This is a genomic window from Mycobacterium sp. PDNC021 (assembly GCF_048282635.1).
Classification (GTDB): Bacteria; Actinomycetota; Actinomycetes; order Mycobacteriales; family Mycobacteriaceae; genus Mycobacterium; species Mycobacterium llatzerense.
The window spans coordinates 4689235-4715551 of the sequence record NZ_CP182502.1 but is presented as its reverse complement, the minus strand read 5'-3'; the positions used below and the strand labels follow the sequence as shown (position 1 = coordinate 4715551).

25 protein-coding genes are annotated in these 26317 nt (G+C 67.1%); 12 read left to right on the top strand and 13 right to left on the bottom strand.

The features are described 5' to 3' along the window. Position 1 precedes the first annotated feature (1 nt). The 3 genes from ACNO8X_RS22585 to ACNO8X_RS22575 all read left to right on the top strand — a co-directional run bounded on the left by ACNO8X_RS22585 (position 2) and on the right by ACNO8X_RS22575 (position 2020). The gene (locus ACNO8X_RS22585) at positions 2 to 841 is read left to right on the top strand and encodes a transglutaminase family protein (protein WP_043394198.1); all 840 of its coding nucleotides are present in this window, start codon (positions 2 to 4) and stop codon (positions 839 to 841) included. 66 nt (positions 842 to 907) lie between these two features. Beyond that, complete coding sequence (locus ACNO8X_RS22580) at positions 908 to 1339, top strand: CBS domain-containing protein (RefSeq protein ID WP_043394196.1); 432 nt, start codon at positions 908 to 910, stop codon at positions 1337 to 1339. A 72-nt stretch (positions 1340 to 1411) separates the two neighbouring features. Further along, on the top strand, positions 1412 to 2020 hold the full coding sequence (locus tag ACNO8X_RS22575; protein WP_418002798.1) for a GNAT family N-acetyltransferase: 609 nt from the start codon (positions 1412 to 1414) through the stop codon (positions 2018 to 2020). A 5-nt stretch (positions 2021 to 2025) separates the two neighbouring features. Here ACNO8X_RS22575 and ACNO8X_RS22570 read toward each other — a convergent pair whose 3' ends face one another. Further along, on the bottom strand, positions 2026 to 2628 hold the full coding sequence (locus ACNO8X_RS22570; RefSeq protein WP_418002797.1) for a type II toxin-antitoxin system PemK/MazF family toxin: 603 nt from the start codon (positions 2626 to 2628) through the stop codon (positions 2026 to 2028). 69 nt (positions 2629 to 2697) lie between these two features. Here ACNO8X_RS22570 and lepA point away from each other — a divergent pair, with 69 nt between their 5' ends. Continuing rightward, a complete protein-coding gene (gene lepA, locus ACNO8X_RS22565) occupies positions 2698 to 4593 on the top strand; it encodes a translation elongation factor 4 (RefSeq protein ID WP_418006000.1) in 1896 nt (631 codons plus the stop codon). Between the two features lie 56 nt (positions 4594 to 4649). Here lepA and ACNO8X_RS22560 read toward each other — a convergent pair whose 3' ends face one another. The 4 genes from ACNO8X_RS22560 to ACNO8X_RS22545 all read right to left on the bottom strand — a co-directional run bounded on the left by ACNO8X_RS22560 (position 4650) and on the right by ACNO8X_RS22545 (position 9455). Next, complete coding sequence (locus ACNO8X_RS22560; RefSeq protein ID WP_418005999.1) at positions 4650 to 5564, bottom strand: zinc-binding dehydrogenase; 915 nt, start codon at positions 5562 to 5564, stop codon at positions 4650 to 4652. 166 nt (positions 5565 to 5730) lie between these two features. Next, positions 5731 to 6495 carry a methanethiol S-methyltransferase gene (mddA, locus tag ACNO8X_RS22555; protein WP_418002796.1) on the bottom strand — a complete coding sequence of 255 codons (765 nt, stop codon included), beginning with the start codon at positions 6493 to 6495 and terminating at the stop codon, positions 5731 to 5733. Between the two features lie 220 nt (positions 6496 to 6715). Continuing rightward, on the bottom strand, positions 6716 to 8545 hold the full coding sequence (locus tag ACNO8X_RS22550; protein ID WP_418002795.1) for a family 2A encapsulin nanocompartment cargo protein cysteine desulfurase: 1830 nt from the start codon (positions 8543 to 8545) through the stop codon (positions 6716 to 6718). Further along, complete coding sequence (locus ACNO8X_RS22545; RefSeq protein WP_043985206.1) at positions 8532 to 9455, bottom strand: family 2A encapsulin nanocompartment shell protein; 924 nt, start codon at positions 9453 to 9455, stop codon at positions 8532 to 8534. Before ACNO8X_RS22545 ends, ACNO8X_RS22550 begins: the two co-directional genes overlap by 14 nt. A 316-nt stretch (positions 9456 to 9771) precedes the next feature. Between ACNO8X_RS22545 and ACNO8X_RS22540 the strand changes: the two genes are divergently transcribed. Further along, positions 9772 to 11010: a thioester domain-containing protein gene (locus ACNO8X_RS22540; RefSeq protein ID WP_418002794.1), complete on the top strand. Its 1239-nt coding sequence runs from the start codon at positions 9772 to 9774 to the stop codon at positions 11008 to 11010. Positions 11011 to 11068: 58 nt separating this feature from the next. Here ACNO8X_RS22540 and ACNO8X_RS22535 read toward each other — a convergent pair whose 3' ends face one another. Continuing rightward, positions 11069 to 13105: a glycoside hydrolase family 15 protein gene (locus tag ACNO8X_RS22535; protein ID WP_192830199.1), complete on the bottom strand. Its 2037-nt coding sequence runs from the start codon at positions 13103 to 13105 to the stop codon at positions 11069 to 11071. Between the two features lie 111 nt (positions 13106 to 13216). Between ACNO8X_RS22535 and ACNO8X_RS22530 the strand changes: the two genes are divergently transcribed. The 6 genes from ACNO8X_RS22530 (at position 13217) to ACNO8X_RS22505 (ending at position 17562) form a co-directional block, all read left to right on the top strand. After that, positions 13217 to 13411 (top strand): hypothetical protein, encoded by a 195-nt coding sequence (locus ACNO8X_RS22530; RefSeq protein WP_043394180.1) that lies wholly within the window; start codon positions 13217 to 13219, stop codon positions 13409 to 13411. Continuing rightward, a complete protein-coding gene (locus ACNO8X_RS22525; RefSeq protein ID WP_418002793.1) occupies positions 13323 to 13625 on the top strand; it encodes an Ms4533A family Cys-rich leader peptide in 303 nt (100 codons plus the stop codon). Before ACNO8X_RS22530 ends, ACNO8X_RS22525 begins: the two co-directional genes overlap by 89 nt. A 121-nt stretch (positions 13626 to 13746) precedes the next feature. Next, positions 13747 to 14787 (top strand): sulfate ABC transporter substrate-binding protein, encoded by a 1041-nt coding sequence (locus ACNO8X_RS22520; protein ID WP_418002792.1) that lies wholly within the window; start codon positions 13747 to 13749, stop codon positions 14785 to 14787. Continuing rightward, on the top strand, positions 14784 to 15668 hold the full coding sequence (gene cysT / locus ACNO8X_RS22515) for a sulfate ABC transporter permease subunit CysT (protein WP_418002791.1): 885 nt from the start codon (positions 14784 to 14786) through the stop codon (positions 15666 to 15668). Before ACNO8X_RS22520 ends, cysT begins: the two co-directional genes overlap by 4 nt. Beyond that, the gene (gene cysW, locus ACNO8X_RS22510) at positions 15665 to 16477 is read left to right on the top strand and encodes a sulfate ABC transporter permease subunit CysW (RefSeq protein WP_418002790.1); all 813 of its coding nucleotides are present in this window, start codon (positions 15665 to 15667) and stop codon (positions 16475 to 16477) included. The genes cysT and cysW overlap by 4 nt, the downstream gene beginning before the upstream one ends. Positions 16478 to 16500: 23 nt before the next feature. Then, positions 16501 to 17562, top strand: a complete 1062-nt coding sequence (locus ACNO8X_RS22505; protein ID WP_418002789.1) for a sulfate/molybdate ABC transporter ATP-binding protein — start codon at positions 16501 to 16503, stop codon at positions 17560 to 17562. Positions 17563 to 17695: 133 nt separating this feature from the next. Here ACNO8X_RS22505 and epsC read toward each other — a convergent pair whose 3' ends face one another. From epsC to ACNO8X_RS22470, 7 genes are all read right to left on the bottom strand, one after another. Beyond that, positions 17696 to 18292: a serine O-acetyltransferase EpsC gene (gene epsC, locus ACNO8X_RS22500; RefSeq protein WP_418002788.1), complete on the bottom strand. Its 597-nt coding sequence runs from the start codon at positions 18290 to 18292 to the stop codon at positions 17696 to 17698. Positions 18293 to 18327: 35 nt separating this feature from the next. After that, on the bottom strand, positions 18328 to 19263 hold the full coding sequence (gene cysK, locus ACNO8X_RS22495; RefSeq protein ID WP_418002787.1) for a cysteine synthase A: 936 nt from the start codon (positions 19261 to 19263) through the stop codon (positions 18328 to 18330). 219 nt (positions 19264 to 19482) lie between these two features. After that, on the bottom strand, positions 19483 to 21399 hold the full coding sequence (locus ACNO8X_RS22490) for a potassium transporter Kup (protein ID WP_418002786.1): 1917 nt from the start codon (positions 21397 to 21399) through the stop codon (positions 19483 to 19485). A gap of 302 nt (positions 21400 to 21701) precedes the next feature. Then, a complete protein-coding gene (locus ACNO8X_RS22485; protein ID WP_418002785.1) occupies positions 21702 to 22433 on the bottom strand; it encodes a sirohydrochlorin chelatase in 732 nt (243 codons plus the stop codon). Beyond that, positions 22412 to 23113, bottom strand: coding sequence for a phosphoadenylyl-sulfate reductase (locus ACNO8X_RS22480; protein ID WP_043985246.1), 702 nt, complete (start codon positions 23111 to 23113; stop codon positions 22412 to 22414). Before ACNO8X_RS22480 ends, ACNO8X_RS22485 begins: the two co-directional genes overlap by 22 nt. An 8-nt stretch (positions 23114 to 23121) precedes the next feature. Beyond that, positions 23122 to 24786, bottom strand: a complete 1665-nt coding sequence (locus tag ACNO8X_RS22475) for a nitrite/sulfite reductase (protein WP_418002784.1) — start codon at positions 24784 to 24786, stop codon at positions 23122 to 23124. Between the two features lie 123 nt (positions 24787 to 24909). Beyond that, positions 24910 to 25032, bottom strand: a complete 123-nt coding sequence (locus ACNO8X_RS22470; protein WP_377042186.1) for an Ms4527A family Cys-rich leader peptide — start codon at positions 25030 to 25032, stop codon at positions 24910 to 24912. Positions 25033 to 25131: 99 nt separating this feature from the next. Between ACNO8X_RS22470 and hemW the strand changes: the two genes are divergently transcribed. Continuing rightward, the gene (gene hemW, locus ACNO8X_RS22465; protein ID WP_418002783.1) at positions 25132 to 26274 is read left to right on the top strand and encodes a radical SAM family heme chaperone HemW; all 1143 of its coding nucleotides are present in this window, start codon (positions 25132 to 25134) and stop codon (positions 26272 to 26274) included. Positions 26275 to 26317 lie beyond the last annotated feature (43 nt).

Sequence of the window (26317 nt, the reverse complement as noted above, 5' to 3'; positions counted from 1 at the left end):
TATGTGGCGGCTCAGAGTTGTCCATGCCACCGGGTATGCCTACAAGTCGCCGGTGACGGCGTCGTTCAACGAGGCCCGGTTGACGCCGCGCTCGGACTCGCGGCAGAACGTCGTCCTCAACCGGGTGGAGACCGCTCCGGCCACCCGCTCCTACCGGTACATCGACTACTGGGGCACTGCGGTGACGGCCTTCGATCTGCACGCGCCGCACACCGAGCTGGAGGTGACGTCGTCGTCGGTCGTCGAGACCGACAAAGGTGAAATGCCCGCGGAACTGGTCACCTGGGACGACCTGGCGGGTGCCGGCGTCCGTGACCGGTTCGACGAACTGCTCGTCCCGACCGCGTACACGCCCATCAGCAAGCGGCTGCAGCGCGTCGGCCAGCGGATCATGAAGTACTACGACCCGCAGGAAGCGGTGATCGCCGCGGCGAACTGGGTCAACACCGAGCTGGACTACGTCCCGGGTACCACCGGTGTGCACTCGTCAGGACTGGATGCGCTGCGCGAAGGCAAGGGCGTCTGTCAGGACTTCGCGCACCTGACACTGATCTTGTTGCGCAGCATGGGGATTCCGGGCCGGTATGTCTCCGGTTACCTGCACCCGCAGCGCCGGGCGGAGGTCGGCGACACCATCGAAGGGCAGAGTCACGCCTGGGTGCAGGCCTGGACCGGCGGCTGGTGGGACTACGACCCGACCAACGACGTCGAGATCAATGAGCAGTACGTGACCGTCGCTGTCGGACGGGATTATTCGGACGTCACGCCGCTGAAGGGCATCTACTCGGGCGAGGGGTCCACCGATCTGGATGTCGTCGTGGAAATCACCCGGCTCGCTTGACTTTCCCGTCGTACCGTCCGGCGCCGACTACCATGGTGTGAGGGAGATCACGATCGGAGGCGGGCGATGCGGATCGCGGACGTGCTGAGTAACAAGGGTGCCGCGGTAGCGACCATCGCCCCGGAGACCACGGTGTCCCAATTGTTGGCCAGCCTCTCGGCGCTGAACATCGGTGCCATGGTGGTGGTCGGGCCGGACGGCTTGGCCGGCATCGTGTCCGAACGCGACGTGGTGCGTGAGCTGCACAAGCGCGGCGGTGGCCTACTGGGCCAGCCGGTTTCGGAGATCATGACGACCGTCCTGGCGACCTGTACGCCGCGCGACACCGTCGACCACCTCGTGGTGCTGATGACCCAGAACCGGGTGCGGCACGTGCCCGTCCTCGACGACGGCCGGCTGGCCGGCATCGTCAGCATCGGCGACGTCGTCAAGACCCGCATGGAAGAGCTGGAGACCGAGCAGCAGCGCCTGCAGGACTACATCACCCAAGGCGGTTAGCTTTTCCCGCGAGCGGCCGTGTCAGTACGGCGACACGCCGGTTTCGGCGCGCATTTCGGGCAAGCTGGCGGCATGCGTGAAATTCAGACCCGGGCGGCCACTCGTTCCGACATCGGTGGCATATCGCACACCCTGGCCCGCGCATTCGCCGACGATCCGGTCATGAAATGGATGCTTCCCGACGATGGACTGCGTCGGCGCCGATTGCCGCGCTTGTTCGCGGCGCTCACCAAATACCAGCATCTGGATCACGGTGGCGTCGAGGTCGCCTCGTCTGCGGACGGCATCGGTGCGGCGGCACTGTGGGATCCGCCGGGCAAGTGGCAGCAGTCGCGCAGTGCCGAGCTGCGGGCCGTGCCCATGATGCTGCTGACGTTCGGCACCGCGGTGTTGCGCGGACAGGCGGCCGCGGAGTTGATGAAGAAGCATCACCCGGAGGAGCCGCATTGGTATCTCGCGGTGATCGGTAGCGCCCCGACGGTCCGCGGCGGTGGTTTCGGGCAGGCCCTGATGCGGTCGCGGCTGGACCGCGTTGACGCCGAACATGCGCCGGCGTATCTGGAGTCGAGCAATCCGGTGAACGTGCCGTACTACGAGCGGTTCGGGTTCGAGGTCACGGGCGAGATGAAGCTGCCCAACGGCGGACCGAGCCTGATTCCGATGTGGCGGCAGCCGCGGTAGGGGGCTCAGCTCCAGGAGTAGCTGGCACGCAGGCGGGCGGCGATGAGCTCGAACTTGTCGCGTTCGAGGATCGCGCCCTCTCGGCGGATGCCTTCTTCCGGCACGTCGAGCACGCGATCGAGGCGCACCCAGCTGGCGCGTCCCTCGTAGTCCCAGCTGCCGGATCCGATGCCCACCCAGTCGGGGTCGGTCTGGTGGTGGTCCTGACTGGACAGCATCAGCCCCAGCAGGGTGGTGCGGTCGCGGCCCACGACCAGCACGGGACGGTCCTTGCCGCGGGTCGGGTCGTCTTCGTAGACGACCCAGGTCCAGACGATCTCGCCAGGGTCGGCCTGGCCGTCCAGGTCGGGTGCATAGACGACGCGACGGGCGCGGTGGGCTGTCGGGACCATGTTCTCGGTGACGGGCCGCCCAGCGGTGATGGCCGCCTGCGACTCCGTCGGCACAGCGCCGAGCGCCGTCAGACCCACCTCGATACCGAACCGGATGCCCTGCTGGATGGTCCGCGACAGCCCGTCAGGCTGCTGCAAGGTACGGATGAGTTTGGGCGCCTCGTTGAACACCAGTTGTTCCGCCAGACGCTGGAACGTCCTCCACTGCGACGCCATGGCATCGAGCATAGGGGAGTTTCCGGGCGGCGATTTAGTCGCCGGGGTCCTCGCTAGATACCCTGGTAGCTGCGCGTCGCGGCAGATGACGGCGCGCAGGCCGACCTTTATCAGGAGATTCCCATCAGCAGTTTCGCCGACAAGACGTTCACTGCGCCGGCGCAGATTCGGAACTTCTGCATCATCGCCCACATCGACCACGGCAAGTCGACGCTGGCCGACCGGATGCTGGGGATCACCGGTGTCGTCGCCGACCGCGATATGCGGGCCCAGTACCTGGACCGGATGGACATCGAGCGCGAGCGCGGTATCACCATCAAGGCCCAGAACGTGCGGCTGCCGTGGCAGGTGAACGGTGAAGATTTCGTGCTGCACCTCATCGACACCCCAGGCCACGTCGACTTCACCTACGAGGTGTCCCGCGCGCTGGAGGCCTGCGAGGGTGCGGTGCTGCTGGTGGACGCCGCACAGGGCATCGAGGCGCAGACGCTGGCCAACCTGTACCTGGCACTGGACCGCGACCTGACCATCATCCCGGTGCTCAACAAGATCGATCTGCCCGCCGCCGACCCGGACCGCTATGCCGGCGAGATCGCGCACATCATCGGCTGCGAGCCGTCCGACGTGCTGCGGGTCTCCGGCAAGACGGGCGAGGGGGTGCGCGAACTTCTCGACGAGGTGGTGCGGCTGATCCCGGCGCCCGTCGGCGACGCCGACGCACCCGCGCGGGCGATGATCTTCGACTCGGTCTACGACATCTACCGCGGTGTGGTCACCTACGTGCGCGTGGTGGACGGCAAGCTCAACCCGCGCGAGAAGATCAAGATGATGTCCACGGGCGCGACACACGAGCTGCTCGAGGTCGGCATCGTCTCGCCGGAGCCGAAGGCCTCCGACGGCCTCGGCGTCGGTGAGGTCGGCTACCTGATCACCGGCGTGAAGGACGTCCGCCAGTCCAAGGTCGGTGACACCGTCACCTCGGCCAGGCACGGCGCGACCGAGGCCCTGACCGGCTACCGCGAACCGCGGCCGATGGTCTACTCAGGCCTGTATCCCGTGGATGGCTCGGACTATCCCGTGCTGCGCGAGGCCTTGGACAAGCTGCAGCTCAACGACGCCGCGCTGACCTACGAGCCGGAAACCTCCGTGGCGCTCGGCTTCGGTTTCCGCTGCGGCTTCTTGGGCCTGCTGCACATGGAGATCACCCGCGAGCGCCTGGAACGGGAATTCAACCTCGATCTCATCTCCACGGCGCCCAACGTGGTGTACCGCGTCGTCAAAGATGACAACAGCGAGCTGATCGTGACGAACCCGTCGATCTGGCCAGAAGGCAAGGTGCGCAGCGTCTTTGAGCCCGTCGTGAAGACGACGGTGATCGCGCCCAGCGAGTTCATCGGCACCATCATGGAGCTGTGCCAGCAGCGTCGCGGCGAGCTGGGCGGCATGGACTACCTGTCCCCGGAGCGCGTCGAGCTGCGCTACACGATGCCGCTCGGTGAGATCATCTTCGACTTCTTCGACTCGCTGAAGTCGCGCACGCGCGGCTATGCCAGCCTCGATTACGAAGAGGCCGGCGAGCAGGAAGCCGACCTGGTGAAGGTCGACATCCTGCTGCAGGGCGAGGCCGTCGACGCGTTCAGCGCCATCGTGCACAAGGACGGTGCGGCCGCATACGGCAACAAGATGACCACCAAGCTCAAGGAACTGATCCCGCGCCAGCAGTTCGAGGTACCGGTGCAGGCCGCCATCGGGTCGAGAATCATTGCGCGCGAGAATATTCGGGCCATCCGCAAGGACGTGCTCTCCAAGTGCTACGGCGGTGACATCACCCGTAAGCGCAAGCTGCTCGAGAAGCAGAAGGAGGGCAAGAAGCGCATGAAAACCATTGGCCGGGTGGAAGTTCCGCAGGAAGCCTTCGTCGCGGCGCTGTCCTCCGATGCGGCGAGCGACAAGCCCAAGAAGTAGCGAATTTGTGCACGATTTTCCGCGGCTGCCGCGGAAAATCGTGCACAAATCACACGTCAGACGACCCGCAGCACGGCCTTGCCCGCGACGGTGCGCCCCAACAACGCCTGCGCGGCATCGGCGATGTTCTCCCACGAGTCCCGCAGTCCGATCTGCGCATCGATTTCGCAGTCGGCCAGCAGCGTCAGCAGGTAATCCAGATCGGCGCGAAACGGTGCCCGGACGGTGAACGGCTCCAGGCGTTTCCGCGTGCCGGTGCGCCGTTCGGCCTCGAAGTTGATCGTGGTGGGTTCATTGGAGGCCATCCCGATGGACTGCACCGAGCCACCGTCGGACACCAGGCTGAAGGCCTGTGCCAAGAGCGTGCCGCCGATGTTGTCGAGTACCCCGAACACCGGCTCGGTCACCGCATCGAGCCCGACCACCACTTCGGCCGCGCCCAGTTCCGCCAGGCCTTCGCCGCGGGGTGCGCTTCCGACCGCGGCCACCACATGGGCGCCGGCCCGAGCCGCCAGTTGCACGGCGAACCGTCCGACCCCGCCGGAGGCACCGGTGACCAAAACCCGGCGGCCGACGACCGGGCCGAGAGCGCGCAGTGCCTGCAGTGCGGTCACGCCGGCCACCGGAAGGGCAGCGGCATCCTCGAATTCGACGAACTCGGGCAGCTCGGCCAGATTGTCGGTCGACACGACACGTCGTTCGGCCCAGCCGGCCTCACCGCCGAATCCGACCACGCGTGCCCCCACCTGAGGCCCCGAGCCGTCGGCTGCGGCCCGAACCACGACGCCCGCACTGTCCCACCCCGGAACTTCGCCCGGACGGCGCATCTGGTCGATGAAGTGCAGCTCACCGAAGTTCAGTGCAATCGCATGCACGTCGATCAGGGCCTGAGATTCGGTGGGTGAAGGTTCGGCCACCTCGTCGAACCGCAGATTGGCAGGGGCGTCGGGGGCATAGACGAGTGCGCGCACCAACAGGCCAACCCCGAAGGGTTTGCCGCTATTCCCCATATCCGCGGCCTGATTGAGCTGCGCGGGCTTCGCCCAATCCAGCTGCCGGTGGACCGCGATCCGTGTTTCGACCGGCGGACACGAACAACCCCAATTCCCAAGGGAATTGGGGTTGTCTGCTCGCGGGCTACACCGCGTGGTGCGGGCCGGCGGAGTGACCGCCGTGGTGGTGTAGCCCGGGGATCATCATGGGTACCTCGGCACGGTAATTCCGGTACGAGTCGCCGAGACTCGCCGTCAGGTCGTGTTCCTCGAGCTGGATCGCGATCAGGATGTATCCGGTGGTGGCGAGCGCGAACATCAGATGCCCCGCCGTCATCGTCGGGGTGGCCCAGAAGGCGATGAGGAATCCCACCATGATCGGGTGGCGCACCACCCGGTAGAACAGCGTGGTCCGGAAAGGCAAGTCGCGGTAGGGTTCTCCGCGCCACGCAAGGTACACCTGCCGCAGCCCGAACAGATCGAAGTGGCTGATCATGAACGTCGACATCAGCACGATCGCCCAGCCCGCCCAGAACAGAGTGAGCAGCACGTAGCGCCCGGCCGGCGCGCTGACGTGCCAGACGACCTGTGGCATGGTCCGCCACTGCCAGAACAGCAGGCCCAACAACAGACTCGACATCAGGACGTAGGTGCTGCGTTCGATGGACTGCGGCACGAAACGGGTCCACATCTGTTTGAACGCCGGCCGCGCCATCACGCTGTGTTGCACTGCGAACAGGCCGAGCAGAACCAGATTGACCACCACCGCCTCGCCGACGGATGCGGCGATCCCGTGGTCGACGGTGCGGGGCACCACCACGTTGCCCACGAAGCCGATCGCGTAGAGGAACGAGACCAGGAACACCGCGTAACACAGCACGCCGTAACCCAGTGTCAGATAGCGCTTCATCCTGTCCTCCGAATCTCGAATGGTCCGGTGACGCAAGAGATGGAGGAGGGGCCGGCAGACTGCCGGTCCGTGACGTCATACCTGGCGCTGCAGCCCCTGGTCACTCTTTCAATATATTCCTGAAACCCGCAGGTGGGTATGTATTTCTTCGGCGGTCCAGGAGACGTGAAGACCCCCAACTCCTGCAGGAATTGGGGGTCTTCACGACTGCTTGCGAGGGCTAAGGCGAGCCCTCTGCGATCCGGCGGACCGCGTCGATGAACACGTCGATCTCCTCGAACGTGTTGTAGAACGCGAACGACGGACGCACCGTCGCTTCGAGTCCCAGGCGCCGCAGGATGGGCTGGGCGCAGTGATGCCCGGCCCGCACCGCGATGCCCTCGGCGTTGAGCGCCTTGCCGACCTCCAACGGTTCGTGCCCGGCCAGCACGAAGGACAGCACGCTGGCCTTCTCGTCGGCCGTGCCCACCAGTCGTACTCCCGGAATGGCCGCCAACCGCGGGGTGGCGTACTCCAGCAGGGCGTGCTCGTAGGCCGCAATCCGTTCGATGCCAATGCGTTCCACGTACCGGATCGCCTCACCCAGTCCGACCGCGTCGGCGATGTTGCCGGTGCCGGCCTCGAACTTGTTCGGCGGACCCTGGAACACCGAACGCTCCAGCGTCACGTCGGCGATCATGTTGCCGCCACCCTGCCACGGCGGGGTTTCGGCGAGCACGTCCTCGCGTCCGTACAGCACTCCGATGCCCGTCGGCCCGAAGATCTTGTGCCCGGAGAACACGAAGAAATCCGCGCCGAGTTCGGCCACATCGATCGGGATGTGCGGGACGGACTGGGCCCCGTCGATCAGCACCCTGGCCCCGTAGCGGTGGCCCAGCTCGACGATCGTCTTGACCGGTGTCACCGTGCCCAGTGCGTTCGAAACCTGCGTGGCCGCAACCAGTTTCGTCCGCGGGCCCAGCAGGTCCTCGAACTCGCTGAGCAGCAGGTTGCCGGCGTCGTCGACCGGGGCGACCTTGATGACCGCGCCCGTCTGCTGCGCAATCAGTTGCCACGGAACGATATTGGCGTGATGCTCCAGGTGGGTGATGACGATTTCGTCACCCGGGCCCAGATGCTTGCCACCCCACGAGTAGGCCACCAGGTTGATGGCCTCGGTGGTGCCGCGGACGAAGATGATCTCCTCGGTCTTCGACGCCCCGATGAACCGCCGTACCGCCTCGCGGGCGTCCTCGTAGGCGTCCGTCGCCCGCGCCGCCAACTCGTGCGCGGCGCGGTGGATGTTCGAGTTCTCGTGGGCGTAGAAGTACGCCAGCCGGTCGATGACCGACTGTGGCTTCTGCGTCGTGGCCGCGTTGTCGAACCAGATCAGCGGCTTGCCGTTGACCGTCTCCTTGAGGATCGGGAAATCGGCGCGGATCGCGTGGACGTCGAAGACCTCGTGATCTTCCGGTGCCGGAGGCACCGATCCAGCCGGCGCGATGGACGACCCTGATTCCACCGGCTCAGGAGCCGCTGCAGGGGACTGCAGGAAGTAGTAACTCGCGGCATCCTCAGACGGCGCCGCTGCTCCTGACCATCCCAGATCCGGCACCGACGGCACCGTCCCCGGCCAGGTCGGAGCACTCCCTCGCGGAGCGGGGGCAGCTGATGGCGGACCCGAAGCCAGCACACCCGGCACCGTCGGGACCAGGCCCGTCGGTACCGCGAACGCCTCCAACCCACCGAACGGCGAGACCGGACTCACCGCGTTACCGCGCGGCGCGACCGGTGCCGTGCCCGGCGGAATCCCTTCCGGCCCAGGCGAAGTCGGCGTCGGAACCAGTACCTCCGGCACCGACACGAACTCGCCGGGGGTGCCGGGGTGGGCCAGACCGGCGGCCGTGGCGCCCGCCGACGTCGCCGTGGTGGCATCCGGGGCCACCCCGCGCGGTGCCACCTGGGTGGTCACCGGCGGGCTGTCCGGTCCGGGGCGGAAGCTGGTGGCGAACAGCTGGCTGGCCAGTGCCGACAGGGCGCCCTCGCTCAGCGGCAGGTCACTTGTACTCATGGAAGTGGTCCACTCCGACGTCCTCGAGGACCGCCAGTGCGTCGTCGGTGAGTACTGCCAGCGACGAGTACAGGGTGACCAGGTAGGACGCGATCGCCGACCGGTTGATGCCGGTGAAGCGCACCGACAGGCCCGGGGCCTGCTCGCCGACCAGGCCCGGCTGGAACAGGCCGACCACGCCCTGGCGCTCCTCACCGGTGCGGACCAGGACGAACTTCGTCTTCCCGTCCACGACCGGCACCTTGTCCGACGGGATGATCGGGATGCCGCGCCAGGTGATGAACTGCGCGCCGAACAGGCTGACCACTGGTGGCGGCACGCCGCGCCGGGTGGCTTCCCGGCCGAACGCCGCCACGCCGAGCGGGTTGGTCAGGAAGAACGCGGGGGTCTTCCACACCTTGGTGATCAACGAGTCGAGATCGTCCGGGGTCGGGGTGCCGCGCAGCGTCTGGATGGTTTGCTCGGGGGTGACCTGCGACAGCAACCCGTACTCCGGGTTGTTGATCAGCTCGGACTCCTGGCGCTCCTTGATGGTCTCGATGGTCAGCCGCAGCTGCTGGGCGACCTGGTCGTGCGGGCTGGAGTACAGGTCGGAGACCCGGGTGTGCACGTCGAGCAGCGTCGAGATCGAGCGCAGCGTGTACTCGCGGGGGCTGGTCTCGTAGTCGACGTAGGTCTCCGGCAACGGGTCCTCGTTGCCCGAACCCTGCTCGGCCGCAATGGCGACCTGCTCGGGGTTGACCACGCGGTTGACGCGGTAGATACCGGCCTCGACAGGCACCCAGCTCAGCAGGTGCAGCAGGAATCGCGGGGTGATGGTCGACAGTTGCGGAACTGTCTTGGTGGCATTGGCAAGCTGCCTTGCGGCGAGATCGCCGAGGGCCTGCGATTCGTTCTGCGCAGACGTCATGAAGCTACCTCCGACGGGTCGTGGTGGGGATGCGGCGGCCACGTTACGGCTTTATTGGGGTTCCCACAGGGTTAGCGCGCATCACGGTTATAACCCGATTTGCTGTGACGAATTCGGCCGTGGCTTTTCCGCGCGCGTGCCGTATGGTAGGCGGCATGACCCACGACGGATCGCTGCGCATGCCCATGCGGCGCTGCTTCGTCGTGCCGTGTTGTTGTTGTTGATTTTCTGACGCCGGCCCTCTGCGTTCTGCCCGCCCATCTTCTGGCGGAGCACGTAAACGCGCTGTTCACAGCCTCCAGAAAGCAACACAGCAATGTCTTCCTCTCTGCTCGAATCCACCCGCACCTCCGTGGCGGTCCGCCGGACCGTGCGCCGGGACGCCGAGATCACCCGGATGACCCGGTACCGCGGCGGCACGTACTCGTCGACCGTCGACACCGTGGTGTTCGCCGACGGGACCACCGCGCGCACCGACCTGATCCGGCTCAATCCGAACATCGACGCGTACTCGCTGGACTTCCTCGGAGTGGCCCCGACCCGGCCCTCGCAGTACCGGCCCGCCAACTGGTCGGCGGTCCCCAACGTGGCAGCGCGCGCCTTCGAGGCCGAGGTGGACTGGATCATCCGCAACTCGTACCCCACGCTGGGCACCGCCGAGCTGAGCCGTCGGGTCCGGGCGGCCGGCCACCTGAGCGGTGACGCGCACCTCGCCGAGCACGAGGCCATCGCCGCGACGCAGGCCGCGATCTGGCATTTCACCAACGGCCTGCGGTTGGACAACCGCCCGCTCAATGTTCCCGTCGCCGTCACCCAGGAGCCGGGCGCCGTCACCTTCGAGTTCGACGGCGAGCCCCAGTTGGGCAGCTACACCGTCGAGTTGACCAGCGACGCCGCGGTCTCGCTGGTGCTGCAGAAGTCGGTCGACGGCACGTCGTGGCGCGACGTCGCCGCGTCGGGGCTCAACGTCGCGGCCGGTTACGGGCGCCACCGCCGGGGCATCGGAGTCGGGGCCACCGCATCGGACAGCCGCCCGGGCCGTCAGCACCGCGGGTACCGCTTCTACCGGCTGCAGGTGCTCGCCGACCGCGACGCATTCGTCGATATCGAAGAGGTGAGCTTCACCCTCGACGGGTCCGGCAACTACCGCAACGCCGAACGCGTTGTCGCGCTGTACAACTACCTCGTCGCCGGTGCCGAGGCGGCCCGGAGCCTGACAGTGGTGCCGCGGCTGATCGCCGACCGCGCGGTGATCGGCGACATCGTCGGCCCGTTCCGGTTCGAGGCCACCGACGCCGCCGCGCTCACTGCTGTGGGCGGCACCCTCGTCGACGCGGCGGGGGAGCCCATCGCCACGCCGGTGGTCCCCGGCAGCGACATCTATCTGCGTCCCGCGCCTGCGGTTCGCCGCGTGACCGTCACCGCGAGTGTGCCTGCGGCACAGAACGGATTCGGCGGCCGGGTCATCACCGGCGTGGCGTACGACAGCAGTCTGACGCCCGTCGCACTCGCGGTGCCGACCCCGACCGTCATCGACTTCGAGCTCACGTTCTGACAGTGATTTCGGCGTGATCCGTAGCGGTCAGCGCTACGAATCACGCCGAAATCGCGAGTTACATCGGGGCGTTCGCGGGCTGGAACACGCCGCTGCTGTCGGCTTCCTCCTCGGCGCGGATCACGTGCACGACGGCGTTGATCAACGCCAGGTGGGTGAACGCCTGCGGGAAGTTGCCCAGGTGCCGGCCGGTGCGCGGCTCGATCTCCTCGGCGTACAGGTGCAGCGGACTGGCGAATGACAACAGCTTCTCGCACAGGTGCCGGGCCCGGCTCACCTCGCCGATCTCGACCAGCGCCGACACCAGCCAGAACGAGCAGATGGTGAAAGTGCCTTCCTCGCCGGACAATCCGTCGTCGGTCTCCTCGGTGCGGTAGCGCAGCACCAGACCTTCCTCGGTGAGTTCCTCGGCGATGGCGAGCACCGTCGCACGCACCCGCGGGTCGTCCGCCGGCAGGAACCGGGTGAGGATCGCCAGCAACAGAGAGGCGTCCAGGGCGTCGTCGCCGTAGCGCTGGGTCAGCACGCCGCGCTTGTCCACGCCGTGGGTCAGGACGTCTTCCTTGATCTCGTCGGCGATCTTGCGCCACTGCTGCGCGTAGGACTTTTCCCCTTGCAGCTCAGCGAGTTTCGAGCCGCGGTCCAGCGCCACCCAGCACATGATCTTGCTGGACGTGAAGTGCTGCGGTTCGCCGCGCACCTCCCAGATGCCGCGGTCGGGTTCCTTCCAGTGCTTGACCGCTTCTTCCACTTGGTTTTTCAGCACCGGCCAGAGCATCTCGGGAATCTGCTCGCGGGACTTGGCGTGCAGGTACACCGAATCGAGCATGGTGCCCCAGATGTCGTGCTGCATCTGGTTGTATGCGCCGTTGCCGATCCGCACCGGCCGCGAGTAGTCGTAGCCCGACAGGTGGTGCAGTTCCTCCTCGACCAGGCTGCGCTCGCCGCCGACGCCGTACATCACCTGAAGGGGGTGGCGCTCACCGTTGTTGGCGCCGGAGACGTCGGCGATGAACGAGAAGAAGTCGTCGGCCTCGCGGTCCAGCCCCAGGGTATACAGGCCCCACAGCGCGAACGTCGAGTCGCGGATCCACGAGTACCGGTAGTCCCAGTTCCGTTCGCCCTGAGGCGTTTCCGGCAGCGACGTGGTGCTGGCCGCCAGCAGGGCGCCGGTCGGGGAGTAGGTCAGCCCCTTGAGGGTCAGCGCGCTGCGCTGCAGGTACGACCGCCACGGGTGGTCCGGGAAGTCACCGACGTTGATCCACTGCCGCCACGCCTCGCTGGTCTTCCACATCTTGTCCGAGGCCTCTTCGAAGGTCTGCGGCGCCGGGTGCTTGGACCACGACAGCGCGACGAACACCTTGTCGCCCTCGGTCAGCCGGGTCCGGGCCCGTGCCTCGTGACCTTCCAACCCGATCCGCAGGTTGGTGGTCAGCCGCAGCGTCGGATGCGCCTCCGGGTTCTTGCCGGCCCGCGCGATCGCCTCGCCGTAGGCGGCGGCCGAGTACTCCCAGGCCGCGCTTTCGCGGTGGTAGTCGAACGACGGCTCACAGCTCATGACGAACTCGACCGTGCCGCTGACGCAGCGGACGGTGCGCAGCAGGATGTGCTCGGCGTCCCAGTCCATCGGAGTACGACGGTGGGTGCGCGAGCGGGTCTCGATGTCGTGCCACGGCCCCATCACGAGGGCGTCGCGCACGATGGCCCAGCCGGTGTGCGTCTGCCAGGTGGTCTCCAGGATCAACGAGCCCGGCAGGTACCGCCGTGCCGACGGCACCGTCACCCCGTAGGGCGCCAGCCGGAAATGGCCGGCACCGCGATCCAGGATCGAGCCGAAGACGCTGGGGGAGTCCGGCCGCGGCACGCACATCCACTCCACCGACCCCGCCGAGGAGATCAGGCAGGTGTTCTCGCAGTCGGACAGGAAGGCGTAGTCCGCGATCGGTGGAAACGGCGTACGGACCGCCGTCGAGATCGCACCGCCGGTCACCGAGTCGTCGCCCGCCGCGGCAAGGTGAGGAATCCCGTGGCCGTTCGCCAAGATGTGGCCGGGGTCGCTGGATTGTCCCGACTTGTCAGTGTGTGGCAGCACCATTCGCACATCATCGACTGCATCTGCGGTTGGCGTCCACCTAACGCCCCCTACGGGGCCCGGCAGATTCCACCCACCGCGATTCGAAAGGGCCCACACCGTAGGCTGGAATCGATGAACGGCTTTCTGAATTGGTGGGACGGTGTGGAGCTGTGGCTGTCCGGCCTGTCGTTCGTGTTGCAGACGATCATCGTGATGCCGGTGGTGCTGGCGCTCGCATATGGCCTGGCAGTGCTGCTTGACGTGGCCCTGGCCTACGCGACCACGCTGCTGCACCGGGCCCGCCACGTCGAGGAGGAAGCGCTGTGAACGGACTGCCTCAGTCGCGGGTGACGTTGATCCTGGTGCTGCTGGTGGTGCTGGTCATTGTCATGTGGCTGTTGACTCGCTGAGCAGTAGCTATCAGGCAACCTCTGATATTCTTCCGGCCATGCACGCAGCGTCCGGCACTACCGAGGGCCACATCCTGGCACTCATTGCCGTGGGTACCCGCGCTGTTGCTGACGTCGCCTGTTGTCGCTGACCCGTTTCCGTCCGCGGTTACTGGGGTCGGCGCCGGCTTTAGGTATGCCCACGTGCTGATTTCACCTCCTTGCCGTGTGACGGAGTAGTTCATCCGTAAACCCGCAAGGAAGGTCCATCAAATGCACAAGATCATCAAGAACTGGCGGCCGGCCACCGCTGTCGCAGCCGTTGTGGCCAGCACCACGGTGCTCGCCGCCTGCGGTGGCGGAGCGAGTGACGTCGCCGGTGGTGGCGGTGCACAGTCGGGTACAGACACCACCCTGACCCTGGTGGCCTACGCCGTGCCGGAGCCTGGATGGAGCAAGGTCATCCCGGCCTTCGCCGCCACCCCCGAAGGCAAGGGCGTCGCGGTGACGACGTCGTACGGCGCCTCCGGTGACCAGTCGCGCAAGGTCGAGTCGGGAGCTCCCGCCGACATCGTCAACTTCTCGGTGGAGCCGGACGTCACGCGCCTGGTGAAGGCCGGCAAGGTCTCCAAGGACTGGAACGCCGACGCCACGAAGGGCATCCCGTTCGGTTCCGTGGTCTCGCTGGTCGTGCGCAAGGGCAACCCCAAGGGCATCAAGGACTGGGACGACCTGCTCAAGCCGGGCATCGAGGTCGTCACCCCGAGCCCGTTGAGCTCGGGTTCGGCCAAGTGGAACCTGCTGGCGCCGTACGCGGCGAAGAGCAACGGCGGCAAGGATGCCCAGGCCGGTATCGACTACGTGCGGCAGCTGGTCGTCGAGCACGTCAAGACCCGTCCGGGTTCGGGCCGGGAAGCCACCGACCTGTTCCTGCACGGCACCGGTGACGTGCTGATCAGCTATGAGAACGAGGCGATCAACGTCGAGCGTCAGGGCAAGGACGTCGAGCACGTCAACCCCGCGCAGACGTTCAAGATCGAGAACCCGGTGGCGGTCGTGACCTCCGGCCCCCACCAGGACAAGGCCAACGCGCTGAAGAACTTCCTCTACACCGCCGAGGGACAGAAGGCGTGGGCGCAGGCCGGATTCCGCCCCGTCGATCCCGCCGTCGCGGCAGAATTCGCGAAGGACTTCCCGACCCCGGAGAAGTTGTGGACCATCGCTGACCTCGGTGGATGGAAGACCGTCGATCCGGCGTTGTTCGACAAGGAGAACGGCAGCATCACCAAGATCTACAAGCAGGCCACTGGATGACACCCACCACCACGTTCGACGGCGTCCCGGCCCGGCCCGAGTCCACCAGCAATGGTGGTTCGGCCGGGCCGGGTCCCGGCGTGAGGAACGCGTTCGGCACCACGTCGTTGCGGGTCGGAGCGGCGAGCATCTGGCTGTCCGTCATCGTGCTGCTGCCGCTGGCCGCGATCCTCGTGCAGTCGGCCCGAGGCGGCTGGGGGTACTTCTGGACCGCCGTCACGTCGAACTCGGCCGTGGCATCGTTCCGGGTGACGCTCGAGGTCTCGGCGGCCGTCGCGCTCATCAACCTGGTCTTCGGCCTGTTGGTGGCGTGGGTGCTGACCCGGGACGACTTCGTCGGCAAGCGGTTGGTGGACGCGGTCATCGACCTGCCGTTCGCGCTGCCGACCATCGTGGCCAGTCTCGTGATGCTGGCGCTCTACGGTCCGGCCAGCCCGGTCGACCTGCATCTGCAGCACACCAAGTGGGGCATCGGGGTGGCGCTGCTGTTCGTCACGCTGCCGTTCGTGGTGCGGTCGGTGCAGCCGGTGCTGCTCGAACTGGACCGGGAGACCGAAGAGGCGGCCGCATCGCTCGGCGCCAACAACTTCGTGATCTTCACCAAGGTGGTCCTGCCGGCGCTGCTGCCGTCGCTGCTGTCGGGGGCCGGCCTGGCCTTCTCCCGCGCGATCGGCGAATTCGGCTCGGTGGTGCTGATCGGTGGTGCGGTACCCGGTGAGACCGAGGTGTCGTCGCAGTGGATCCGCACCCTGATCGAGAACGACGACCGCACGGGTGCGGCCGCGATCTCGATTGTGCTGCTGGTGCTTTCGTTCGTGGTGCTGTTCGTGTTGCGGGTCATCGGATCGCGGGCAGCCAAGCGTGAGGAGCTGGCCCCATGACGTTGTCACCGGTGGTGCGCTACCTCGCCCGCTACCTGGCGCTGGCCTACATCACGGTGCTCGTCATCGTGCCCGTCGGCCTGATCCTGTGGCGGACATTCCAGCCCGGCTTGGGTGCGTTCTTCGCTCAGATCACCACGCCGGCAGCCGTTTCCGCGCTGCAGCTCTCAATTCTGGTGGTCGCCATCGTGGTGCCGCTCAACGTGCTGTTCGGGGTGCCGACCGCATTGGTGTTGGCCCGCAACCGGTTCCGCGGAAAGAGTGTGCTTCAGGCCGTGATCGACCTGCCGTTCGCGGTGTCGCCCGTCGTCGTGGGTGTCGCCTTGATCCTGTTGTGGGGGTCGGCCGGCCTGCTCGGCTTCGTCGAGAACAGCTGGGGTCTCAAGATCATCTTCGGCTTCCCCGGCATCGTGCTGGCGAGCATCTTCGTGACGGTGCCGTTCGTGATCCGCGAGGTCGAACCGGTGCTGCACGAGCTGGGCACCGACCAGGAAGAGGCGGCCTCCACCCTCGGTGCGCAGTGGTGGCAGACGTTCTGGCGGATCACGCTGCCGTCCATCCGCTGGGGCCTGACGTACGGCATCGTGCTGACTGTCGCCCGCACGCTGGGGGAGTACGGCGCAGTGATCATGGTGTCCTCCAACCTGCCCGGCCAATCCCAGACCCTCACCCTGCTGGTCTCGGACCGGTACAGCCGCGGCGCCGAGTACGGCGCCTATGCCGTGTCGACCCTGTTGATGGCGGTCGCGGTGATCGTGCTGATCGTGCAGGTAATCCTCGACGCCCGGCGTGTCCGGGCGGCACAATAGCTTTCGATAGGAAGAAACCGATCATGAGTGACGAGCAGAAGCAGGGCAGCCCTCCCGCCATCACGGTGCGCGGTGCCAACAAGCGCTACGGCGACTTCGCGGCCCTCGACAACGTCGACTTCGACGTGCCCGAGGGGTCGCTCACCGCGCTGCTCGGCCCCAGTGGGTCGGGCAAGTCCACGCTGTTGCGGGCCATCGCCGGACTCGACACCCCGGACACCGGCACCATCACCATCAAGGGCAACGACGTCACCGGCGTGCCGCCGCAGCGGCGCGGCATCGGGTTCGTCTTCCAGCACTACGCGGCGTTCAAGCACCTCACCGTCCGCGAGAACGTCGCGTTCGGCTTGAAGATCCGCAAGAAGCCCAAGGCGGAAATCAAGGAGAAGGTCGACAGCCTGCTGGAGGTGGTGGGTCTGAGCGGTTTCCAGACGCGTTACCCAAGCCAGCTCTCCGGCGGTCAGCGTCAGCGCATGGCGTTGGCTCGGGCCCTGGCGGTCGACCCCCAGGTGCTGTTGCTCGACGAGCCCTTCGGCGCGCTCGACGCGAAGGTGCGCGACGACCTGCGCACCTGGCTGCGTCGTCTGCATGACGAGGTGCACGTGACCACCGTGCTGGTCACCCACGATCAGGCCGAGGCGCTCGACGTCGCCGATCGGATCGCCGTGTTGAACAAGGGCCGCATCGAGCAGGTCGGTTCGCCGACCGAGGTCTACGACAGCCCGGCCAATCCGTTCGTCATGTCGTTCCTCGGTGCGGTGTCGACGCTCAACGGCACGCTGGTGCGTCCGCACGACATCCGCGTGGGCCGGAACCCCGACATGGCCATTTCCCTGGCCGACGGCGATGTGGCGGCCACCGGAGTGCTCCGGGCCAAGGTCGACCGTGTTGTCGTGCTCGGCTTCGAGGTTCGCGTCGAGCTGACGACTGCGGCGGACCACACGCCGTTCACCGCGCAGATCACCCGCGGCGACGCCGAAGCGCTGCGGCTCCTCGAGGGCGACACCGTGTACGTCCGGGCTACCCGCATCCCCCCGATCGCGGGACAGACGCAAGAAGTCGAGGCGGTCCTCGCTCGGGCGTGATCCCTAGGGTTTGCACCGCGACCGTGCAACCAGGCTGACCGATCTTGCGATCCGAGGTTCTGGTTGCACGGTCGCGGCGCTTTTGCGTTGATCCTGACTGCAGGGTCAACGCCACTCGGCCGTGCGAAGAGTGTCAGATGTACATCGCGGGGTCGATGTAGGTCGTCGGGTCGACGGCGGGCTCGCGCTGCTTCTCGGTGCGTGGACGCACGATCGCCGGAATGCCGGTCGCGATGGAGTCCGCCGGAACATCGTGTGTGACAACGGCATTCGCGCCGATAGCGGAGTCGTCACCGACGAGGATGGGTCCGAGCACCTTGGCGCCGGCGCCGACGGTCACCCGGTTGCCGATGGTGGGGTGGCGCTTGCCCTTGTTGAGGCTGCGGCCGCCCAGCGTGACGCCGTGGTAGAGCATCACGTCGTCGCCGATTTCGGTGGTCTCGCCGATCACCACGCCCATGCCGTGGTCGATGAAGAACCGCCGCCCGATGGTCGCGCCCGGGTGAATCTCGATACCCGTGAAGAACCGCGTCGCCTGAGCCAGCAGGCGCGCAGGCCCGCGCCAAGCCGGCCTGGCCCACAACTGGTGGGCCAGACGGTGCGACCAGATGGCATGCAGGCCGGAGTACACCAGGGCGTTCTCAAGGTCGCCGCGCCCTGCCGGGTCGTGGCTGCGTGCGTTGTCCAGGTCCTCGCGGAGCGTGGAGACCAGCCCGGCGAACAGCGCCATGCTCAATGTATTTCCCGTCGCTTCGCTCGTCCCCGTCAGTCCCGGATGTGCTCGTACAGCGCCGTGGAGACGTACCGCTCGCCGAAGTCGGGGACGATCACCACGATGAGCTTGCCGGCGTTCTCGGGGCGCTTGGCCAGCTGCAGCGCCGCCCACACGTTGGCGCCCGCCGAGATGCCGCCCAGGATGCCCTCATCGGTGCCGAGCGCGCGCGCCACCTCGATGGCGTCCGGGAAAGCGACGTCGATGATCTCGTCGTACACGGAGCGGTCCAGCACCTCGGGGACGAAGTTGGCGCCGAGGCCCTGAATCTTGTGCGGTCCGGCCTGGCCGCCGGTGAGGATGGGGGAGTCGACCGGTTCGACGCCGACGATCTTCACCTCGGGCTTGCGGGCCTTGAGGACGTGTCCGACGCCGGTGAGGGTACCGCCGGTGCCGATGCCGGCGACGAAGATGTCGACCTCACCGTCGGTGTCGGCCCAGACTTCTTCGGCCGTGGTCTTTTCGTGGATAGCGGGGTTGGCCGGGTTGGCGAACTGATCGGCCGCGACGGAGTTCGGGGTCTCGGCGAGTATCTGCTTGGCCCGCGCCACGGCGCCTGCCATGCCCTCGGCGCCCGGCGTCAGCACGATCTCGGCGCCGTACGCGCGCAACATCACTCGTCGTTCGAGGGACATGGTCTCCGGCATGGTCAGGATGACCTTGTAGCCGCGGGCGGCGCCGACGAGGGCCAGGGCGATGCCGGTGTTGCCGCTCGTGGCCTCCACGATGGTGCCACCGGGCTTGAGCTCACCGGACTGCTCCGCGGCGTCGACGATCGCCACGCCGATGCGGTCCTTCACGCTGTTGGCTGGGTTGTAGAACTCGAGCTTTGCGACGACCTGAGCACCAGCGCCCTCGGTCAACCGGTTGAGCCGGACCAGTGGGGTGCGCCCGACCAATTCGGTGACATTGGCGTAGATCTTGCCCATCGACAACCTCTCGTCATACGCAAGCTCACCGCGTGGGTGGCTCGCAGCGGACCTGCTGGTGAAATTGTGGGTGCCCACGCGGCACCGTGGTGCCACGCACGACCGTCACGCCGCGAAGTGCACCTGCCGAATCTGCTGAATCGCAGGTGCTCCGTCAAGGGTTTCGATCATCACAAAATCTATCTGCTTGGGACAACGCGTGCCCCACGGGTGGGTATTTCACACCTCGATGCGCGAGCCCAGGATCACAGTGCGGTCGGGCGGCAGCTGGAAATAGGCCGCGGCGTCGGACGTGATGTACGACGTACCGATGAAAAGCCTTGTCCGCCACGGGGCCATCGACGGCTCCTTGCCCATCACCAGGTCGACCTTCGACAGGAAGTAGGTGGCGCCGGAGAGGTCCAGTGGCCCCTCGGTGTGGGCCGAGTCGAGTAGCGCCAGGGCGGCCGGCACGTTGGGCCGGTCCATGTAGCCGTAGGTGGCGGTGACGTGGATGATGCCGTCGTCGCTGTAGCCCAGATCGTCGACCGACAATCGGTCGGCGTCGGCGATGCGCGGCACCGTCGTCGTCGTCAGGGACAGCACGACGACGTGCTCGTGCAGCATCCGGTTGTACTTGACGTTGGCGCGCATGGCCAGCGGCGCGGTCTCGACGCCGCGGTTGAGGAACACCGCGGTGCCCGGGACCCGGGTCAGCGGCGGATCGCTGGAGACGATCTCGTCGACGAACGGGCGCAGCGGCCCTTCGACCTGATCGCGGGCGCGGGTGACCACTTTGCGTCCCGCCTGCCAGGTCGTCATCACGGTGAACGTCGCCAGACCGATCAGCAGCGGCAGCCAGGCGCCGTGCACCAGCTTCGTCATGTTCGCGGCCAGGAACAGCAGATCAACGGTGAGGAGGGTGGCGCCGAGGCCGATCACCTGCCACAGCGGCCAGTTCCAGCGGGCGCGGGCGACCGCCAGGAACAAGATGGTGGTGATCGAGATGGTCCCCGTGACCGCCATTCCGAAGGCGTACGCCAGCGCGGCCGAGCTGCGGAAGGCGAACACCAGGGTCAGCACCGCGACCATCAGGATGGTGTTGATCCAGGGCACGTAGATCTGGCCCATGGTCGACGCCGATGTGTGCAGGATCCGCAGCCGCGGCAGGTATCCGAGGTGCGCGGCCTGGGCGGCGACGGAGAAGGCTCCGGTGATCACCGCCTGCGACGCGATCACGGTGGCTGCCGTCGCCAGCAGCACCATCGGCAGCCGGCCCCAGTCGGGCGTCAGCAGGAAGAACGGGGCGTCGTGGACCGACGGATTCTGCAGCAGCAGCGCGCCCTGACCGAAGTAGCTCAGCGTGCAGGCCGGAAACACCAGCAGCAGCCAGGCCAGCGTGATCGGCTTGCGGCCGAAATGGCCCATGTCGGCATAGAGGGCCTCGGCACCGGTCACCGACAGCACGATGGCGGCGAGGGCGAAGAACGCGATGTGGAAGTGCCCGGCCATGAAGCCCAGTGCGTACATCGGGTTCAGCGCGCGCAGGATTTCGGGCTCCCTGCTGATGCCCATGACGCCGCAGGCGCCGATCGCGCCGAACCACAGGATCATCACGGGGCCGAAAAGCCGGCCGACCGCCGCGGTGCCGTGCCGCTGCACGCTGAACAACACGGCGATGATGACGGCGGTGATGGGCACCACCCAGTCGGCGAGACCGGGGTCGATGGTTTTCGCGCCCTCGACGGCGGACAGCACCGAAATGGCCGGGGTGATCATCGAGTCACCGAAAAACAGTGCGGCGCCGAGGATTCCAAGACTGGCCAGAATGCCCGCGGTGCGCTTGCCGAGCTTGTCCGACGACCGCTTCACCAGGGTGATTAGCGCCATGACGCCGCCCTCGCCGTCGTTGTTGGCGCGCATCACCAGGCTGACGTAGGTGATGGTGACGATCAGCATCACCGACCAGAAGATCACCGAGACCACGCCGTAGATGTGGTCGCGACTGATCGGCACGGGATGCGGGTCCCCCGGATCGAACACCGTCTGCATCGTGTAGATCGGGCTGGTGCCGATGTCACCGAAGACGACGCCCAGCGCGCTGACGGCCAGGCCGGCGCCCAGCCCTTTCCGACCGGTGTCGGGGTGTGTGCCCACGCGCGGTGTCTCCTTCGTCCGGATCGTTGGTCGACGGTCCGGATCGTAGGCGACGTGGGCGGGGTGCGTGCTCAGGTTCGAATCGCGGGCGCCTGCGGGTTGCGGCGGTTGGCGCGTCGGCACAGCAGCAGGACCGATGCCGGCAGCGCCAGCATCGACAGCAGTTGCAGCAGATCAGACATCGGCGGTCCGAAATATTCGCATGAGCCGAGTCAACCGGCGCCGACGTTCCGTCGCCACGGTCTATACGAGATCCATACGGCGACGGCCGCGGTCTTGCCGGGATTTCGACGGGCTACGGGTTACGCCGCATGCCGGGCGGCCGCGACGTCGTCGAAGCGGTCCAGCACGGTTTCGGCGACGAGCCGGTGCGAGCCCAGCGGCTGCGCCATCGGAATCCGGTGCGCTGCGGCGAATTCGGCGACCCGGTCGGTGATGGTGCCATGGGCCAGGAACCAGGGTGCGATGACCAGACGCGTCGCACCCTGGGCCAGCATCAGCTCGGTGGCCTCGGCCAGGTTGGCCTGCGGGCCGGTGGCGAACGCCGTCGTGGCCTGCCAGTGGGTGCCCGCAACCAGGCCGGTGGCCACTGCGGCGGTACGTGCATTGGCGGCGGCCGACGACGACCCGACGGCCGTCACCAGGACACCGACGCCGGCGTCCAGCCGGGACACCCCGCAGTGGGTGAGCCGTTGGCTCAGCACGTGAATCAGCCGGTCGTCCTCACCGAGCACGCCGGCCTGCAGGACCGCTGGATTGGCGTCGGCGATCATCTCGGGAATGTCGATGCGGGCGTGATAGGCGTCGGCCAACAGCAGCGGCACCACGACACCGCCGGCGGGGGAGTCGGCCAGTGCCTCCCGCAGATTCGGCGAATTCTGTTCGCAGAACGCCACTTTGACGTCGACGTCGCGCCGCAAGGCGGCCACTGTACGGGCCACCTCGCGGGCGTTCGCCGCGGACCGCGGATCGGCACTGCCGTGCGCGGTGAGGATCAGTTGCACGGGCTGCCTCAGGATGCGTGCAGACCGCATTCGGTCTTGGCCAGACCGGCCCAGCGACCGCTGCGAGGATCGGCACCCTCGACCGGCTTCTGGGTGCACGGTGCGCAGCCGATGGACGGATAGCCCTCGTCCACAAGCGGATTCACCAGGATGCCGTTGGCTTCGATGTATTCCTGCATCTGCTCGTCGCTCCACGCAGCGATCGGGTTGATCTTCACCAGACCGAACGCCTCGTCGAAACTGATCAGCGGCGCGTTGGCGCGCGTCGGCGCCTCGACCCGGCGGATGCCCGTCACCCACGCCGTGTAGCCCTTGAGGGCCTTGGACAGCGGCTGCACCTTACGCAGGCTGCAGCAGCGGGCGGCGTCGCTGGCGAACAGGTCCTTGCCCACGAGCTGGTCCTGCTCGGCAACCGTCTGCTCGGGGGTCACATTCACGACGTTCACGCCGTAGACGGCCTCGACCGCGTCACGGGTGCCGATGGTCTCGGCGAAGTGGTAGCCGGTGTCCAGGAACAGGACGTCGACGCCGGGGTGGACCTTCGCGGCCATCTCGACCAGTACGGCGTCCTGCATGTTGGAGGCGACGACGTAGTGGCCGGAGAAATTCTCCTCGACCCAGCGCAGCAGTTCCTCGGCGCTGGCATCGGCCAGTTCCGCGGCCCCGCGCTCCGCCAGTTCCCGTAAGTCGGTTTCCGATACGTCCGTCATGTCAGCGGTCACCTCAAGTCAGCTTCGTCGGCCCGAATGGCCCACTGGGCAAAACGCTCGCCGGCCTCGCGTTGTTTCACGAAGTTGCGCACGACACGGTCGATGTAGTCGCCCAGCTCGGTGGCCAGCACCTTGTGCTGGCGCAGCTTGCGTCCGAAACCGCTGTCCAGGCCCAGGCTGCCGCCCAGGTGCACCTGGAAACCTTCCTCGGGGCCGTTGCCCTCGTCGATCATCTGGCCCTTGAAGCCGATGTCCGCGATCTGGATGCGGGCGCACGAGTTCGGGCAGCCGTTGAGGTTGATGGTGACCGGCACGTCCAGCTGGGCGTTGAGGTCGACGAGCCGCTGCTCGAGCTCGGGCACCAGCGACTGGGCCCGCACCCGGGTCTCGGCGAACGACAGCTTGCAGTACTCGATGCCGCTGCAGGCCATCAGGTTCTTGCGCCAGTGCGACGGCCGCGCCTGCAGACCCAGCGCCTCCAGCCCGGCCACCAGTTCCTCGACCTTGTCGTCCGCGACATCGAGGATGACCAGCTTCTGGTACGGGGTCAGGCGAATCCGGTCGGAACCGGCGGCCTCGGCCAGGTCGGCGACCTTGGTCAGGATGGTGCCCGAGGAGCGGCCGGCGATGGCCGCGACGCCGACGGCGTTGAGGCCGTTCTTGAGCTTCTGCACGCCGACGTGGTCGATGGTGTGCGGGACCTGCTCCGGCGCCGGGCCGTCGATGAGCTTGCGCCCGAGGTATTCGGTCTCGAGAACTTCCCGGAACTTTTCCACGCCCCAATCCTTGACCAGGAATTTCAGGCGAGCCTTCGACCGCAGGCGGCGGTAGCCGTAGTCGCGGAAGACCTTGGTGATGCCCTCCCAGACGTCGGGCACCTCGGCCAGCGGCACCCACGCGCCGAGGCGCTGCGCCAGCATCGGGTTGGTGGACAGGCCACCGCCGACCCAGACGTCCAGGCCGGGGCCGTGCTCGGGGTGGTCTACGCCGATGAACGCGATGTCGTTGATCTCGTGGGCGACGTCCTGCAGACCGGAGATGGCGGTCTTGTACTTACGCGGCAGGTTGGAGAACTCCGGGTTGCCGACGTAGCGGCGCACGATCTCGTCGACGGCCCAGCTCGGGTCGAGCACCTCGGTGAGGGACTCACCGGACAGCGGGCCGCCGAGCACCACGCGCGGGCAGTCGCCGCACGCCTCGGTGGTCTGCAGGCCGACCGATTCGAGGCGACGCCAGATCTCCGGCACATCCTCGACCCGGATCCAGTGGTACTGGATGTTCTCGCGGTCGGTGATGTCGGCACTGTCGCGGGCGAACTCGGTCGAGATCTCGCCGATGGTCCGCAGCGCGGCGCTGGTCAGGGCGCCGCCATCGCAGCGCACCCGCATCATGAAGTACGGGGCCTCCAGCATGTCGGCGTTGTCGTCGCCGGTGAAGGTGCCGTCATAACCCTGCTCGCGCTGGGTGTACAGGCCCATCCAGCGGTAGCGGCCGCGGAGATCGTCCTTGCTGATCGACTCGAAGCCCTGCTTGGAGTGGACGTCGATGATGCGCTGCCGCACATTGAGGGCGTCGTCTTCCAGCTTGAACACCTCGTTGGGGTTCAACGGCTCGCGATTGCCCAGCGCCCACTGGCCTTCGTCGCGGGTCTTGGCGGGTTTTGCTGTTGTCACTGGGTGGTTTCCTTCGCGCAAGAGCAGGCGTTGGATCACGCGTTCGCCGGGGGCTGTCCGGCACTGCCGATCCTGTGCCGGCTGAAAGATCTGGTTGTCAGAGCTGAAGCAGCTAGGCAGGCATCAAGGCAGACAGCAACAGCTGCATACACGCTTGAAGTCGACATGCCGCCGCATTACCAATGCGGAACCGAGGGCGCGGTTGAGGCTGGCGGACACCCCGTCATTCTGCCACGAACAGGACATTCGGCCTAACCGGGCCAGGTTCGGAATCATCGCGAGCAAAAAGGTGCCTGCCGCGCCGTGGACATTGCTCGCCAATCGCTCGGTGGGACACTGGTTGCCATGACCGACGCCCATACCAGCGACACCGGGCCGTTCGGCATCTATATCCACGTGCCGTTCTGCGCGACCCGGTGCGGATACTGCGACTTCAACACCTATACCGCCGGTGAGCTGGGTGGAGCCAACCCCGAGGGCTGGCTGGCCGCGCTGCGCACCGAGTTGTCGATGGCCGGCGGCCAGGTTGATCTGCCGGTCGACACGGTGTTCGTCGGCGGCGGTACCCCGTCCCTGCTCGGCGGCTCCGGGCTGCGGGCGGTGCTCGACGCGGTCCGGGACAATTTCCGCCTGAATCCCGATGCCGAGGTGACCACCGAGTCCAATCCGGAGTCGACGTCACCCGAGTTCTTCACCGAGCTCCTCGACGCGGGCTACACCCGGGTGTCCCTGGGCATGCAGTCGACGGCGCCGCACGTCTTGGCGGCACTCGATCGGACCCACTCGGCCGGCCGGGCGCCCGCGGCGGCGCGGGAGGCGCTGGCGGCCGGGTTCGAGCACGTCAACCTCGATCTCATCTACGGCACGCCGGGGGAGTCCGACGACGACCTGCGCCGATCCGCGGACGCCGCGATCGAGGTCGGCGTCGACCACGTGTCGGCGTACGCGCTGATCGTGGAGGACGGCACTGCTCTGGCCCGACGGGTCCGGCGCGGCGAGCTCCCCGCGCCCGACGACGACGTGCTGGCGGCCCGCTACGAGCTGCTCGACGCACACCTGAGCCGGGCCGGGCTGGACTGGTATGAGGTGTCGAACTGGAGCCGCCCGGGCGGCGAGTGCCGGCACAATCTGGGTTACTGGGACGGCGGCCAGTGGTGGGGTGCCGGACCCGGCGCGCACGGGTATGTGGGGGCCCGTCGGTGGTGGAATGTCAAGCACCCCAACGCTTATGCCCAGGCGCTGGCCGAGGGCAGGCTGCCGGTCGCGGACTTCGAGGAATTGGACGACGCCACCCGGCACGTCGAGGACGTCATGTTGCGGTTGCGGCTGCGCTCCGGTTTGCCGGTTGCCGTGCTCACCCCCGCGGAGCGGGATCGGGCACAGGAGGCAGTGGCCGACGGTCTGGTGGCCGTCACCGACGACCGTCTGGTGCTGACCGACCCGGGTCGGTTGTTGGCCGACGCCGTGGTGCGGACCGTCCTGGACTGAACTCCAGCGGGCGGGTACTCACACCCCGCAGCCAGTCGCTATG

What these genes read in the sequence shown, in the direction of transcription:
- ACNO8X_RS22585 (WP_043394198.1), top strand. Translation starts at nt 2, where the DNA reads ATGTGGCGGCTCAGAGTTGTCCATGCCACCGGGTATGCCTACAAGTCG.
- ACNO8X_RS22580 (WP_043394196.1), top strand. Translation starts at nt 908, where the DNA reads ATGCGGATCGCGGACGTGCTGAGTAACAAGGGTGCCGCGGTAGCGACC.
- ACNO8X_RS22575 (WP_418002798.1), top strand. Translation starts at nt 1,412, where the DNA reads ATGCGTGAAATTCAGACCCGGGCGGCCACTCGTTCCGACATCGGTGGC.
- ACNO8X_RS22570 (WP_418002797.1), bottom strand. Translation starts at nt 2,628, where the DNA reads ATGGCGTCGCAGTGGAGGACGTTCCAGCGTCTGGCGGAACAACTGGTG.
- mddA (WP_418002796.1), bottom strand. Translation starts at nt 6,495, where the DNA reads ATGAAGCGCTATCTGACACTGGGTTACGGCGTGCTGTGTTACGCGGTG.
- ACNO8X_RS22550 (WP_418002795.1), bottom strand. Translation starts at nt 8,545, where the DNA reads ATGAGTACAAGTGACCTGCCGCTGAGCGAGGGCGCCCTGTCGGCACTG.
- ACNO8X_RS22545 (WP_043985206.1), bottom strand. Translation starts at nt 9,455, where the DNA reads ATGACGTCTGCGCAGAACGAATCGCAGGCCCTCGGCGATCTCGCCGCA.
- ACNO8X_RS22540 (WP_418002794.1), top strand. Translation starts at nt 9,772, where the DNA reads ATGTCTTCCTCTCTGCTCGAATCCACCCGCACCTCCGTGGCGGTCCGC.
- ACNO8X_RS22535 (WP_192830199.1), bottom strand. Translation starts at nt 13,105, where the DNA reads ATGGTGCTGCCACACACTGACAAGTCGGGACAATCCAGCGACCCCGGC.
- ACNO8X_RS22530 (WP_043394180.1), top strand. Translation starts at nt 13,217, where the DNA reads ATGAACGGCTTTCTGAATTGGTGGGACGGTGTGGAGCTGTGGCTGTCC.
- ACNO8X_RS22525 (WP_418002793.1), top strand. Translation starts at nt 13,323, where the DNA reads ATGGCCTGGCAGTGCTGCTTGACGTGGCCCTGGCCTACGCGACCACGC.
- ACNO8X_RS22520 (WP_418002792.1), top strand. Translation starts at nt 13,747, where the DNA reads ATGCACAAGATCATCAAGAACTGGCGGCCGGCCACCGCTGTCGCAGCC.
- cysT (WP_418002791.1), top strand. Translation starts at nt 14,784, where the DNA reads ATGACACCCACCACCACGTTCGACGGCGTCCCGGCCCGGCCCGAGTCC.
- cysW (WP_418002790.1), top strand. Translation starts at nt 15,665, where the DNA reads ATGACGTTGTCACCGGTGGTGCGCTACCTCGCCCGCTACCTGGCGCTG.
- ACNO8X_RS22505 (WP_418002789.1), top strand. Translation starts at nt 16,501, where the DNA reads ATGAGTGACGAGCAGAAGCAGGGCAGCCCTCCCGCCATCACGGTGCGC.
- epsC (WP_418002788.1), bottom strand. Translation starts at nt 18,292, where the DNA reads ATGGCGCTGTTCGCCGGGCTGGTCTCCACGCTCCGCGAGGACCTGGAC.
- cysK (WP_418002787.1), bottom strand. Translation starts at nt 19,263, where the DNA reads ATGGGCAAGATCTACGCCAATGTCACCGAATTGGTCGGGCGCACCCCA.
- ACNO8X_RS22485 (WP_418002785.1), bottom strand. Translation starts at nt 22,433, where the DNA reads ATGCGGTCTGCACGCATCCTGAGGCAGCCCGTGCAACTGATCCTCACC.
- ACNO8X_RS22480 (WP_043985246.1), bottom strand. Translation starts at nt 23,113, where the DNA reads ATGACGGACGTATCGGAAACCGACTTACGGGAACTGGCGGAGCGCGGG.
- ACNO8X_RS22470 (WP_377042186.1), bottom strand. Translation starts at nt 25,032, where the DNA reads ATGTCCTGTTCGTGGCAGAATGACGGGGTGTCCGCCAGCCTCAACCGC.
- hemW (WP_418002783.1), top strand. Translation starts at nt 25,132, where the DNA reads ATGACCGACGCCCATACCAGCGACACCGGGCCGTTCGGCATCTATATC.